The sequence below is a fragment of the Neoroseomonas soli genome, assembly GCF_018129065.1.
Classification (GTDB): domain Bacteria; phylum Pseudomonadota; class Alphaproteobacteria; order Acetobacterales; family Acetobacteraceae; genus Neoroseomonas; species Neoroseomonas soli.
In genome coordinates this window covers 1-12,637 of record NZ_JAAEDM010000102.1, presented here as the reverse complement: position 1 = coordinate 12,637, position 12,637 = coordinate 1, and the positions used below count along the sequence as shown (strand labels likewise).

The 12,637-nt window shown below is 72.1% G+C and carries 12 protein-coding genes; 1 reads left to right on the top strand and 11 read right to left on the bottom strand.

Features of this window, described 5'->3' with window-relative positions:
* Positions 1-191 precede the first annotated feature (191 nt).
* The gene (locus GXW76_RS22620) at positions 192-1,175 is read left to right on the top strand and encodes a Bug family tripartite tricarboxylate transporter substrate binding protein (RefSeq protein ID WP_246514623.1); all 984 of its coding nucleotides are present in this window, start codon (positions 192-194) and stop codon (positions 1,173-1,175) included.
* 75 nt (positions 1,176-1,250) lie between these two features.
* Here the strand turns inward: GXW76_RS22620 and GXW76_RS26210 are convergent, their stop codons facing one another.
* The 11 genes from GXW76_RS26210 to dxr form a co-directional block, all read right to left on the bottom strand.
* Positions 1,251-2,129 (bottom strand): DUF697 domain-containing protein, encoded by an 879-nt coding sequence (locus tag GXW76_RS26210; RefSeq protein WP_211864392.1) that lies wholly within the window; start codon positions 2,127-2,129, stop codon positions 1,251-1,253.
* On the bottom strand, positions 2,126-3,514 hold the full coding sequence (locus GXW76_RS22610) for a YcjX family protein (RefSeq protein ID WP_211864390.1): 1,389 nt from the start codon (positions 3,512-3,514) through the stop codon (positions 2,126-2,128). The genes GXW76_RS26210 and GXW76_RS22610 overlap by 4 nt, the downstream gene beginning before the upstream one ends.
* Positions 3,515-3,516: 2 nt before the next feature.
* Positions 3,517-3,912: a lactoylglutathione lyase gene (gloA, locus tag GXW76_RS22605; RefSeq protein ID WP_211864388.1), complete on the bottom strand. Its 396-nt coding sequence runs from the start codon at positions 3,910-3,912 to the stop codon at positions 3,517-3,519.
* Positions 3,909-4,760 (bottom strand): LpxI family protein, encoded by an 852-nt coding sequence (locus GXW76_RS22600; protein WP_211864384.1) that lies wholly within the window; start codon positions 4,758-4,760, stop codon positions 3,909-3,911. The genes gloA and GXW76_RS22600 overlap by 4 nt, the downstream gene beginning before the upstream one ends.
* A 12-nt stretch (positions 4,761-4,772) precedes the next feature.
* Positions 4,773-5,597, bottom strand: coding sequence for an acyl-ACP--UDP-N-acetylglucosamine O-acyltransferase (lpxA, locus tag GXW76_RS22595; RefSeq protein WP_211864382.1), 825 nt, complete (start codon positions 5,595-5,597; stop codon positions 4,773-4,775).
* Positions 5,598-5,599: 2 nt separating this feature from the next.
* Complete coding sequence (gene fabZ, locus GXW76_RS22590; protein WP_211864381.1) at positions 5,600-6,082, bottom strand: 3-hydroxyacyl-ACP dehydratase FabZ; 483 nt, start codon at positions 6,080-6,082, stop codon at positions 5,600-5,602.
* Positions 6,079-7,122, bottom strand: a complete 1,044-nt coding sequence (lpxD, locus tag GXW76_RS22585) for a UDP-3-O-(3-hydroxymyristoyl)glucosamine N-acyltransferase (RefSeq protein ID WP_211864379.1) — start codon at positions 7,120-7,122, stop codon at positions 6,079-6,081. Before lpxD ends, fabZ begins: the two co-directional genes overlap by 4 nt.
* Positions 7,123-7,126: 4 nt before the next feature.
* Positions 7,127-7,906 carry an OmpH family outer membrane protein gene (locus tag GXW76_RS22580; protein WP_211864377.1) on the bottom strand — a complete coding sequence of 260 codons (780 nt, stop codon included), beginning with the start codon at positions 7,904-7,906 and terminating at the stop codon, positions 7,127-7,129.
* 18 nt (positions 7,907-7,924) lie between these two features.
* The gene (gene bamA / locus GXW76_RS22575; protein WP_246514622.1) at positions 7,925-10,237 is read right to left on the bottom strand and encodes an outer membrane protein assembly factor BamA; all 2,313 of its coding nucleotides are present in this window, start codon (positions 10,235-10,237) and stop codon (positions 7,925-7,927) included.
* Between the two features lie 330 nt (positions 10,238-10,567).
* Positions 10,568-11,668, bottom strand: a complete 1,101-nt coding sequence (gene rseP / locus GXW76_RS22570; RefSeq protein WP_211864376.1) for an RIP metalloprotease RseP — start codon at positions 11,666-11,668, stop codon at positions 10,568-10,570.
* A 29-nt stretch (positions 11,669-11,697) separates the two neighbouring features.
* A partial coding sequence (gene dxr, locus GXW76_RS22565; protein WP_211864372.1) for a 1-deoxy-D-xylulose-5-phosphate reductoisomerase occupies positions 11,698-12,637 on the bottom strand: 940 nt, incomplete at its 5' end.

The following is a 12,637-nucleotide window of genomic DNA, read 5'->3' as shown; positions in this document are numbered from 1 at the left end:
GCCGCGCGCCGCCTCGCCACGCGCCGCGCCCAGGCCCGGCTGGACGAGGCGGCGCAGCGCGCGCGCGACTGATCCCTGCCGGGCCCCTTTCGCCAGGGGTAAAGGCGTACCGAGCCGGCATGCCCTTCCCCCTCGCGCATTCCCGCGCGTCATGTAGTGTGCCGCGGAATCCGGCCCCGGGAGGAACCACCATGACCCGCATGTTCGGCCGCCGCGCGATCCTCGCGGCGGCTTCGCTGCCTTTGTTGCCCGCCATCGCCCGCGCGCAGTCCGACTGGCCGAACCGGCCGGTGCGCATCATCGTGCCATTCCCGCCCGGCCAGGCCTCCGACATCGTGACGCGGCTGGTGGCGGACGAACTGTCCCGGCGCTGGCCGCAGCGCGTGGTGGTGGAGAACCGTGCCGGCGGCGCCGGTTCCCCCGCGCTGGAAGCGGGCGCGAGGTCCGCGCCCGATGGCTACACCCTGATCGCCGGGACCTCCGGCACGCTCGGCGTGAATCCCTCGGTGCTGCCGCGCCTGCCCTATGACGCGGAAAAGGACTTCGCGGCCATCAGCAACGTCGCGATGGTGCCGCTGCTGGTGATCGCGCATCCCTCCCTGCCCTACAACACGATGCAGGAACTGGCCGCGGCCGCGCGGGCGCAGCCGGGGGCGCTGGACATGGCATCGGCGGGGCCGGCGACCAGCCAGCACATGGCGGCGGAACTGCTGATGCTGCGCGCAAATATCCGCTTCAACATCGTGCACTATCGTGGCAGCGGCCCGGCCATCGCCGATGTCATCGCCGGCAACGTGAAGCTGATGACGGACAGCGTCGCATCCGCCCTGCCGCATATCCGCGAGGGCCGCGTGAAGGCGATCGCGCTGTGCAGCGCGCGCCGCGTGCCGCAACTGCCAGACGTGCCGACCATCGCCGAGACGCTGGTGCCCGGCTACGAGGCCGCCGGCTGGTCCGGACTCGTCGCCCCTGCCGGCACGCCGCCCGAGATCATCCACCGCATCAATGCCGACGTGGTGGCGGTCCTGCGCGACCCGGCGATCGCCGCCCGCATTGCGTCGATGGCCATGGTGGCCGACCCCGGCACGCCGGAGGAATACGGCGCCTTCATCCGCAACGAGATCGCGAAGTGGCGCGAGGTGGCCCGCGCCGCGAACGTCCGCCTGGAGGGCTGACGCGGATCGCCTACGGCGATCCGCCCTGACAGAGAAGGGAGGGGGCTCGGGGGAGGTTCCCCTCCCCCCGACCTTTCAGCGCCGCGGCAGAACCCGGCAGGCCTCATCCGTCGCGCGTGCCAGCAGGATCATCCGCCGTGCCGCGACCGCACCGGCCGCGGCCTCGCCCGCCACGTGCTCAACGATGCGGCTGCTCAACACGCCGCGCACCATCGCATCCACCGCGACATCCGTCGCCGCCACCATCGCCGCATCGAGCGCCACGCGCCGCAGCAGGGACACCGTCCCGGCGATGCCCGGCCGGAAGCCGTGCAGGGCCGCGACTTGCCGCACGAGCCTGATGCCCCGCCAGACGAAGACCAGCGCATCGAGCCCCGGCGAGGGGCTGACCGCCGTGACCGCGAAGGCCTGCACCGCCGCCGCGCGGCCGAGCGCCGCCGCATCCTGCGCGATCGGCACCAGGGCCTTGGCCTCGACCAGCGCGCAGACGGCGTCGGCCGGCATGTCGGCAAGCCCCTCGGCGCGTGCGCGGCTGGGCGGCAGGCGCGCCTGCCAGGCCTCCAGTTCCGCCCGCAACGTCGCGACATCCCCGCGCGCATGGGCGGCGCGCGCGCGGTCTACGCTGCGCAGCGCGAGATAGCCGCGCGCCTCCCGCCAGATCGCGGTGAAGACCAGGCCGAAGCCGCCCGCCGCGACCGCGAGCGTCAGCCAGCCCAGCCAGGCCGCGCGATCGAACTGCGCGGCGACGAAGTTGCCGGCTTCCAGCAGCGAGAGGCCCAGCACCAGCACCGCCGCCCCCGCGCCGAGCAGCGCCGGCGTCGACCAGCCCCGCCCGCCCGGCGGCGCCACGGCGGCGACCGCCTTCTCCCAGCCGAAATCGAGGCGCGGCGCCGGCGTCGTAGCCTCGTCGAGGATGATGCGTGGCGCCGGGCCGGGGCCTTGCGCCGTGGTCACAGCAGGTCCCCGACCAGCCAGGCGAGCAGTTCATCCAGCCCGAGATGCGGCATGCCCGAGGCCCCGGCGGGATCGAGCCGGGGCGGACGGAATTCCGGCATGCTGAACAGGCCGGCCTCCCAGAAGGCGGGTTCGGGCGGTTTCATCGGCACCTCGCCCGGATAGATGGTGGCGCCGCGGCCATCCTGCAAAAGCACGCCGCGCACCGCTGCGACCGCCTGGCCTTCGAGGCGCGCGACCGCATCCTCGGTGCAGCGGATGGCGGCGACGGCGTGGCAGGAGACGGCCGCCCCCGATTGCTCCGCCCGTCCGCGCGCGCCGAAGGAGATGTGCTCGACCAGCGCGGCGAGAGCGTCGCGGGCTCGCGCCGGCACATGGTCCGCCTTGGTGGCGGCGAAGGCGACACGGGTCGGCGCGGCACCGAGCAGCCGCTCCAGCCAGTTGGCGCCCGAGATGATGGATGCGACGGCGGAGAGCGCGTCCGCCGTGTCCGTGAAGGCTGCCTCCCCCGCATGCAGCGCGCCGAGCACGTCCACCAGCACCACCTGGCGATGGAACCGGGAGAAGTAGGGATCGAGGAAGGTCGCGCGCTGGTCCTCGAGATAGGCCGCGTAGCGCCGGGCGCAGAGGTCTGCGAGCCCGCCCTTCGCCCCTTCGGGCAGCGGGAAGAACCACAGCAGCGGCGCCTCCCCGCGGGGCCCGGGATTGAGGAAGCGGCCCGGTTGCAGGAAGCGCAGCCCATGCGTGTCGCGGCAGACGCGCAATGCGTCGCGGTAAAGGGTGTAGCCGCGCTTCGCCAGGGCGTCCTCGGCCGGCGCATCGGCCGGCAGGCCGTCGACGAAGGCGAGGAAGTCCGCCGCGGCATCGGCGCGCACGCCGTGCCGCAGCCGTGCCGTCGTCTCCGCCGACCAGGCGGCATAGCCCTGCCGCAACATCGGCAGGTCGAGCAGCCATTCGCCCGGATAGTCGATGAGGTCGAGCGTGACTTGCCGATCCGGCAGCAGCCCGCCGAGCGAGGTGCGCCGCTCCACATCGAAGGCGATGGACAGCGTGGAGAAATCCTCGGTGCGCTCGGGCCAGCGCGGCGGGTCGGCGGCGAGCGCGCCGAGATGCGCGTCCGGGTCGAAGCGCGGCACGGTCTCGGTGCCGGCCGGCACGACGAAGACACGCCGGATGCGCCCGCCCGCGGCGTCGGAGAGCGCGGGCAGCGTGCGCGCACCCTTCCCCGCCGCGAGAAGGTTCGCGATCAGCGACGTCAGGAACACCGTCTTGCCCGCGCGCGACAGGCCAGTGACCGCGAGCCGGATGCGCTCGCGCCCCACCAGTGCGCGGGCGGCGTCCTCGGCGGTGTCGAGGACGCCGCGGAGCAGCGTGAGCGGGTCCAACCTTACCGCTGGATCAGTTCGATCTTGTAGCCGTCGGGGTCCTCGACGAAGGCGATGATCGTGGTGCCGAACTTCACCGGCCCGGCCTCGCGCGTCACCTTGCCGCCGCCGGTGCGCACCGCCTCGCAGGCCGCGGCCACGTCCGGCACGCCGACCGCGAGATGGCCGAAGGCGTTGCCCTGCTCATACTTCTCGACGCCGTAGTTGTAGGTCAGCTCGATCTCGCCCTGGCCCTCGGCATTGCCTTCGCCGTAGCCGAGGAAGGCGAGCGTGTACTTGCCGTCGGGCACGTCGCGCCGGCGCAGTTCCCTCATGCCGAGCAGCTTCGTGTAGAAGGCGATGCTGCGGTCGAGGTCGCCGACCCGGATCATGGTGTGCAGGAAGCGGCCCTGGCTCATGCTGTCGTTCCTTCGGTGAATTCCGCCGGGTCGAAGGCGAGCAGGAACAGCCCCGCCTCCCTCGCCCGCGCGATGGTGGTCTCTCTGTCCAGAAGGATGGTGCCGTTGGCCTCGAAGGCCAAGCCGCGAAGACCGGCGGCGACGGCGCCATCCACGGTGACCGGGCCGATGGTGGGCAGGTCGGCGAGGCGCGACTGCCCTGGCTTCATGCACTTCACCAGCACGCCGCCCGGCCCTTCGCGGTGCAGCGGGCCGCAGCGGGCGAGCATGGCGTCGGTGCCCTCGATCGCCTCCACCGCCAGCACCAGGCCCTGTTGGACGATGCAGCTCTGGCCGACATCCACCGCGCCGAGCGCCCGGCAGACCGCGAGCCCGCGCTGGATGTCGGCGCGCGCGAGGTCGTCCGGCGCCGGCCCGGCGAGCAATGCCGCAGGCGGCAGCAGCCCGGCGAGGATATGCTGCGCGCCGACGATCTCGAACCCGTCCTCCGCCAGCACCTTCATCACCGCGCGCAGGATGGAATCATCGCCTGAGAAGGCCGCCCTGCCGATCCGCGCCAGCAGCTTCACCCCCGCCGCATCCGGCCGCAGCGACAGCAGCGAGGGCCGCGCGACGGTGCCGGCCAGCACCACCTGCCGCACGCCGTTCTGCTTCAGCCAGGCGAGCATCTGCGCCGCCAGGCCCCAGCGATAGACGCGATGCGGCAGGCCGGCATAGGCGGCGGCATCGCCATGCCCTTCCAACACCACGACATGGACGGGCCGGCCGGAGGCGGCGACCGCCTCCGCCACGCGGACGGGCAGGCCACCGCCACCCGCGATGATGCCGAGCGGTTCCGTCGCGCTCATGGCGCGCCGGCCTCAGTTGGTATCGTCGTCCTCATCGCCCGCATCGACGTCGCGCCCGGCCTTGCACAGGCCACGCTTCGACGGCGCCTTGATGAAGGCGAGGATCTCGGCCACCTGCGCATCGCCGGCCCAGCGTTCCTCGGCCCGGGCGAGGCGGTCGTTGAACACGCCCGGCTCCTTGAAGATCAGGCGGAAGGCGCCGCGCAGCGCGTGGATCTGCTGGCGGGAGAAGCCGCGCCGCTTCAGGCCGATCAGGTTCAGCCCGATCATGCGCGCGCGGTTGCCCATGGCCGAGCCGTAGGGGATCACGTCCGCCTCGACGCCGCTCATGCCGCCGATCACGGCCTGGCGGCCGATGCGCACGAACTGGTGGATGGCCGTGCCGCCGCCGACGAAGACCGTGTCGCCGATCTCGACATGGCCGCCGAGCATCACGTTGTTCGCGATGATGACGCGGTCATGCAGCGTGCAGTCGTGCGCGACATGGGCGACCGCCATGATCATGCAATCCGCGCCGACGCGCGTGAGGCCGGCGCCGCCGACGCTGCCGCGATGGATCGTCGCGTGTTCCCGCACCAGCGTGCGCGCGCCGATCTCGCAGCGCGTGGGTTCGCCCTTGTACTTGAGGTCCTGCGGAGCCATCCCGATGGTCGCGAAGGGGAAGACCCTCACGCCGGCGCCGAGGCGCGTTATCCCGTCCACCACCACGTGGGAGACGAGTTCGACGCCGTCCTCGAGGACGACCTCCGGGCCAACCACGCAGGCGGGCCCGATGCGGCAGCCCTGGCCGATGACGGCGCCGGGGGCGACCGCCGCGGTCGGATGGATGTCGGTCATGTTCAGCGGTCCAGGATCATGGCGGAGTAGGTCGCCTCGGCGACGATCTTGCCGTCCACCTTCGCCTCTCCGTTGAACTTCCAGATGTTGCCGCGCTGGCGTTCCTTCTTCACGTGCACGCGCATCTGGTCGCCCGGCACCACGGGCTTGCGGAACTTCGCGTTGTCCACGGTCATGAAGTAGACCAGCTTGCCCTGCCAGGACGGGCCGAGCGTGGTCACCACCAGCACGGCGGCGGTCTGGGCCATGCTCTCGATGATCAGCACGCCGGGCATCACCGGCATGGACGGGAAATGGCCCTGGAAGAAGTTCTCGTTGATGGTGACGTTCTTGATGCCGATGCAGGATTCGCCAAGCACCATGTCCACCACGCGGTCCACCAGCAGGAAGGGGTAGCGGTGGGGGATGGCCTGCATGACCTGCGCGATGTCGAAGGTGCCGATCTCGCGCGGCGCCTTCCCGGCCGTGTCGTTCTCGCTGCTCATGGCGTTTCGCCCGTCTTTCCGTTCCGCTTCGGCGCGCCCAGTTTCCGCAGCCGCGCCATCGCCCGCATGAATTCGCGCGCCGGCCAGGCCGGGCTGCCGACCACGTCGGTGCCCGCCGGCACGTCGTTCATCACGCCGGCCTGCGCGCCGACCCTGGCACCGCTGCCCACCGTGATATGCCCGACGAGGCCCGACTGGGCCGCGAGGACGACGTAGTCGCCAAGTTCGGCGGATCCGGCGATGCCCACCTGCGCGACGATGACGCATCCGCGTCCCGTCTTCACGTTGTGTCCGATCTGCACCTGGTTGTCGAGGCGCGTGCCCGGCCCGAGGACCGTGTCCCCCGCCGCCCCGCGGTCCACGCAGGAACTGGCCCCGATCTCCACCCGGTCGCCGAGGATGACGCGGCCGATCTGCGGCACCGTCACGTGTTCCCCGGCCTTGGTGGTGACGAAGCCGAAGCCTTCGTTGCCCACCCGGGCGCCTTCGTGCAGCACCACCCCGGCGCCGGCGATGCAGAACACCATCGAGGCATGGGCACGGATGATCGATCCGGCACCGAGGACGCAGCCCGGCCCGACCACCGCATGCGGCCCGAGGATGCAGCCCGGCCCGATCTCCGCCCCCGCGCCAACCACGGCATAGGGACCGATCTCGCAGCCGTCGCCGATCGTCGCCCCGGGGCCGATGACGGCGGTCGGGTGGATGCCCGGCACCGGTGCCGGCTGCGGGTGGAACAGCGCCGCCACCCGCGCGTAGCCGAGTTGCGGCGCCTCGCAGACCAGCGCGACACAGCCCTCGGGCACGTCGGCCTCGGCATCGGCCGTGACCAGGACGGCGCCGGCGCGGGTCGTCTTCAGCGCGCCCGCGTAGCGACGGCCCTCGAGAAAGGCGACCTCGTCCGGCCCGGCGGCCGCGAGCGACCCCACATCGGCGAAGACCCGCGCCCCGTCGCCGCCGAAGCGCGCCCCGGCCGTCGCCGCGATCTCGGCCAGGCTGACCGGGCCGCGCGCCGGGTAGAAGCGCGGATCCGCAGCCACGGCCTCAGTTCCGCCGCGGCTGCTGGCCCTGCGGCTGCGCGCCGCCCTGCCGCTGGGGCTGGGCCGGACGCTGCGGCTGCTGCGCGGCCGGAGCCTCGCCCGCACCTTCCGTCGGCAGGTTCACGTTCGGAATCATGCGGTTGAGTTGCGCGGCCACCTCCTCCGTGAGGTCGAAGGGGGGCTCGTTGAAGATCACCAGGGGGCGCGGCAGCACGATGTTGACGTTGCGGCTCGTCGCCACCTGGCGGATGACAATGCCGAGCGCCTGCTCGATCTCGCGCAGCGCGGTCTGGGCGAGCTGCTCGATGTCGCGGGCCCGCTCGCGCAGTACGCGCTGGCTGTCGGTGATGCGGTCCTGCAGGTCGCGTTCGCGCGTGCGGAGCTGCTCCGGCGTCAGCGACGCGCGTTCGGTGGCAAGGCGCTGCTGCTCGTCGCGCCAGCGCTGCTGCTCGCGCTGCAGGTCCTCGTTCAGGCGACCGCGGCGGCGCTCGATCTCCTCCCGCACCTGGGTGAAGGCGGAGGAGACGCGCTGGATCTCGGGCACATCCACGATGCCGATGACCGGCGCGGGCGGCGGCTGGCCCGGCGCCAGCGGCGGCGGGGTCGGGGCCGGGCGCTGGGCGGGCGCCTGGGCGGGGCGCGCCGGCGCCTGGGCCGGGCGCTGCTGCTGCTGCCCCTGCTGCTGGCCCTGCTGCTGGCCGGGAACGAACCACTGCCCCTGCTGGGCCGCCGCCGGGAGGGCGAGGAGGACCGTCGCGAGGGCGGCGGGTGCAAATCGCATCATGTCAGGCAACTTCCTGGATCAGAAACGGGTGCCGAAGCCGAGGCGGAAGACCTGCGTCTCGTCGTAGGACTTCTTCACCACCGCCTGGGCGAGGTCGATGTTGATCAGGCCGATCGGGCTGCGCCACGAGATGCCGATGCCGGCGCCGACGCGCGGCGAGGCGTCGTCCCGGACGCAGTTCGGGAAGGTCGGCGGGCAGCCCGAGTTGTTCACGCTCGACGGCAGGCCGGTCAGCGAGCCGACATCGACGAAGGCGCGACCGATGAAGCCGAGTTCAGCCGGCACCGGCAGCGGGAAGCGGAACTCGGCCGAGGTCGTCCACATCACTTCGCCGCCGAGGCTGTCATTGGTCGAGACGTCGCGCGGGCCGGCGCCGCCGAGGGTGAAGCCGCGCAGGTTCTCGCCGCCGAGGAAGAAGCGGTCGACGATGCGGCTGTCGTTGTCGCCATAGGGCGCGAGGTAGCCGCCGCCGGCGGCCAGCACGAGCACGTATTCGGGGTCGCCCAGCATCCGCTCGAACGGGATGTAGTACTGGGCGTCGCCGCGGAAGCGCACGTAGTCGACATCGCCGCCGAGGCCCGCGAAGTCCACGCCGCCGCGGATGACATAGCCCGAGCGCGGCTCGATGCGGCTGTCGCGGCGGTCGTAGGTCACCGTCGTCGAGATCTGGCTCAGCAGCGTGCGGCCTTCCTGCTCGCGGATGAAGCGGGAGGTGTTGGGATCGACGTCGTAGATGTCGCGATCGACCAGCGAGTAGGACCAGGACTGGCGCAGCCGCTCGTTGATCTCGTAGCCCATGCGCAGCGCGAAGCCGGCCCGCCGCTCGCGGTAGCCCGAGGTGTCGCGCAGGTCGCGCTGCACCAGGAAGACGTCTGCGCCGGCGGCGAGGTTGCGCTCGAGGAACTGCGGGTCGGTCACCGACAGATCCACCTGGCTGCGCCGCTGCGCGAGCGTGAGGTTGATGCGGCTGTCGATGCCGGTGCCGAGCAGGTTGCGCTCGCGCAGGCCGAGGTCGGCGAGGAAGCCTGCATCGGTGGAGTAGCCGCCGCCGATGGTGAATTCGCCGGTCGCGCGCTCGGTCACCTGGGTGTTCAGGATCATGCGGTCGGGCGCCGAACCCGGCTGCGTGTTCACCTGCACGTCGGAGAAGAAGCCGAGGCTGCGGATGCGGTCGCGCGAGCGACGCACCTGCTGCACCACCAGCGGGTCGCCTTCCGCGAGGCGGAATTCGCGGCGGATGACGCGGTCCTGCGTGCGGGTGTTGCCGGTGATCTCGATGCGCTCGACGTAGGCGCGCGGGCCCTCGCTGATCTCGAAGGTCAGGTCGACCGTGCGGGCGTCGCGGTTGCGCACCACGCGCGGCTCGACATTGGCGAATGGGAAGCCGCGCGCGCCGAGGAATTCCGTCAGTTGGTTGTCGGCGCGCTCCACCGCGTCGCCGTCGTACCAGTCGCCGACGGACACCGGGATCTCGCCGCGCACCGTGGCCGGGTCGAGGCCGCGCAGCGTGCTGGTGACGTCGATGTTGGCGATGCGATACCGCGGGCCTTCGTTGATCGTGTAGGTCAGGAAGAAGCCGCTGCGGTCCGGCGCGAGTTCCGCCGTGGCGCCGGTGATCTCGACGTCGGCATAGCCCTGGCGCAGGTAGAAGCGGCGCAGCAGCTCGCGGTCGAAGGCGAGGCGGTCCGGGTCGTAGTTGTCGCTGGTCGAGAGCAGGCGGTACCAGGCCTGCTCGCGCGTCGCGACGACCTCCTTCAGCCGGCTGTCGGAGTAGTTGGTGTTGCCGACGAAGTTGATGCGCGCGACGAGGGCGACCTCGCCCTCCGTGATCTCGAAGACCACGTCGACGCGGTTCTGGTCGAGCTCGATGATCTTCGGCTCGACGGTCGCGCCGAAGCGGCCGCGGCGGGCGTAGATCTCGAGGATGCGCTGGCGGTCGGCCTGCGCCGCGGCGGGCGTGAAGACCGAGCGCGCTCGCAGTTGCACCTCGCCGCGCAGGACCTCGCTGGTCACGCGGCGGTTGCCTTCGAAGCCGACGCGGTTGACGAGCGGGTTCTCGACCACGCGCACGATCACGCGGCTGCCCTCGGGCCGCACCTCGACGTCGCGGAACAGGCCGGTGGCGAAGAGCGCGCGCAGGCTGCGGTCCAGGCGGTCGGGATCGGCCGGCTCGCCGGGCTGGACCAGCATGTACGAGCGGATGGTGTCCGCTTCGATGCGCTGGTTGCCCTGCACCTCGATCGCCGCCACGCGGCCGGGCGCCTGCGCGGAGGACGGGAGCGCCAGCACGAGGGCGGCGAGGACGAGAAGGAGGGTGCGCAGCCTGGACAACGAATCGATACCTGATCTTGGGGCTGACGAGGGGGCCGCACACTAACCGACGCTTCCCACCCCCGCCACCCCCGCCGGAATGGGAGTCATGCTTGTGCCCTCAGACGCCGGGCGGCGGCCGTCCGGCCGCCTTGGCTTCGCGCGGGACTGGCGCTCCGGGAGCGGCGGGTCGTCGCGCGCGGTCGCGCTGCGCGCTCCCGGCCCGAGGCAGCGTCTCGGGCCGCCTGTCCTGCCTGGGCTTGGCGCGGGCTGGGCGCTTCCGGGCGGCGGGCCGCCGCGCTCCCGGCCCGAGGCAGGGCCTCGGGCTGCGGGCTTCCGCTTTGGCCGGGGTCAGCCCATCAGCGAGGCCACCCAGCGCACGATGCCGAGCTGGGTCAGGTCGTTCCATGTCGCCAACAGCATCAGCGTCAGCAGCAGGGCGAAGCCGCCGCGGAAGGCGTATTCCTGCGCCCGCGCTGTCAGCGGCCGGCCGCGGATCGCCTCGGCCGCGTAGAAGACCAGGTGCCCGCCATCCAGGATCGGGATGGGGAACAGGTTGATGAGGGCCAGGTTCACCGACAGCAATGCGATGAAGGTCAGCAGCGGCAGCAGGCCGAGGTCCGCCACCTCCCCCGACAATTGCGCGATGCGCAGCGGGCCGCCGATCTCCTCCGCCCCCCGCGCGCCGGAGATCATCTGCCACACGCCCTGCAGCGTCTGGCCGGAAACCGCCACCATGTGCCAGGTCCCGGCCGCGACCGCGCTGAACGGATCAAGCCTCTCCCGCTCGATCGCGCCGCCGGTGACGCCGAGCATGCCGCGCCCGTCCTCCGCCCGCGCGGCCGGGGTGGCGATCACCTTCACCTCGCTCTCGCCGCGGCGGATCAGAATCTCCACCGGCTGGCCGGCGCGCGGCTGGATGTGGCGCTGCAGTTCCTCGAAACGCGCCACAGGCTGCCCGTCCAGGCCGACGATCCGGTCCCCCGGCACGATCCCCGCCCGCTCCGCCGCCGAACCGGCGACCACCGTCTGCACCGCGGTCGAACCCATCGGACGGCCATAGGTCGCGAAGATCCCGGCGAAGAGCACCGCGGCCAGGAGGAAATTGAAGATCGGCCCGGCGGCCACGACAATGGCGCGGTCGCCCACGCCCTTCTCGTGGAAGGCCTCGCCCGGGCGGTAGCTGCCGGGTTCGGCCGTGGCCTCCCCCGCATGCTCCATCCCATGCATTTTCACGTAGCCGCCGAGCGGGATCCAGCCGACCCGCCACTCGCAGCCGCGCTTGTCGTGCCAGGAGGCGATGGCCCGGCCGAAGCCGATCGAGAACCGCTCGACATGCACCCCGCGCCACCGCGCGGCCAGGTAGTGGCCGAGCTCATGCACGAAGATCAGAACCCCCAGCACCACCAGGAAGGCGAGGATGGTGCGGAAGGGGTCGAGCAGGAAATCCATGTGTCCGTTCCAGATGCGGCGAACGGCCGTCAGGCCGCCGCCCGTTCAGCGGCGATCCTCGCCGCCTCGTGCCGTGCCGCGCCGTCGAGCGACAGGATCGCCCGCAGGTCTCCCGCCGCGGGGGCGCCAAGGCGCGCCAGCGTCTCCTCGACCACCGCGGCGATGTCCAGGAAGCCGAGCCGCCGGCCGAGGAACAACCCGACCGCCGTCTCGTTCGCGGCGTTCAATATGGTGGTCGCCCCGCCGCCCGCCCGCAAGGCCTCCCGCGCCAGCCGCAGCGCCGGGAAGCGGACCGGGTCGGGGGCGAAGAACTCGAGCCGCCCGAGGCCGACGAGGTCAAGCCGCGGCACCGAGGCCGCCATCCGCGCCGGCCAGGCGAGCGCATGGGCGATCGGCGTTCGCATGTCCGGCGTGCCGAGCTGCGCCATCACCGAGCCATCGGCGTATTGCACAAGGCCGTGCACGGTCGATTGCGGGTGGACCAGCACCTCGACCCGCTCCTCCGGCACCGGGAAGAGGCGGACGGCCTCGATCAGCTCCAGCCCCTTGTTCATCATGGTGGCGGAATCGATCGAGATCTTGGCCCCCATCGACCAGATGGGGTGCTTCACGGCGGCTTCCGGCGTGACCGCGGCCATTTCCTCCAGCGGCATGGTGCGGAAGGGGCCGCCGGAGGCGGTCAGCACGATCTTCTCGACCGTCGCATAGGGATCGGCGCCGCCGCCGCGGGATTCCAGGGCCTGGAAGATGGCATTGTGCTCGGAATCGACGGGCAGCAGCGTGGCACCGGCCGCCCGCGCGGTGGCCAGCACGATATCCCCCGCGCAGACCAGGCTTTCCTTGTTGGCCAATGCCAGCACGCCGCCGCGGCCGAGGGCGGCCAGCGTCGCCGGCAACCCTGCGGCGCCGACGATCGCCGCCATGGTCCAGTCGGCCGGCCGCGCGGCGGCGGCGACCACCGCTTCCGGG

Bases quoted from the DNA above. Each gene is read 5' to 3' on its own strand.
- GXW76_RS22620 (WP_246514623.1), top strand. From the start codon at position 192: ATGACCCGCATGTTCGGCCGCCGCGCGATCCTCGCGGCGGCTTCGCTG.
- gloA (WP_211864388.1), bottom strand. From the start codon at position 3,912: ATGAGCCAGGGCCGCTTCCTGCACACCATGATCCGGGTCGGCGACCTC.
- GXW76_RS22600 (WP_211864384.1), bottom strand. From the start codon at position 4,760: ATGAGCGCGACGGAACCGCTCGGCATCATCGCGGGTGGCGGTGGCCTG.
- lpxA (WP_211864382.1), bottom strand. From the start codon at position 5,597: ATGACCGACATCCATCCGACCGCGGCGGTCGCCCCCGGCGCCGTCATC.
- fabZ (WP_211864381.1), bottom strand. From the start codon at position 6,082: ATGAGCAGCGAGAACGACACGGCCGGGAAGGCGCCGCGCGAGATCGGC.
- GXW76_RS22580 (WP_211864377.1), bottom strand. From the start codon at position 7,906: ATGATGCGATTTGCACCCGCCGCCCTCGCGACGGTCCTCCTCGCCCTC.
- rseP (WP_211864376.1), bottom strand. From the start codon at position 11,668: ATGGATTTCCTGCTCGACCCCTTCCGCACCATCCTCGCCTTCCTGGTG.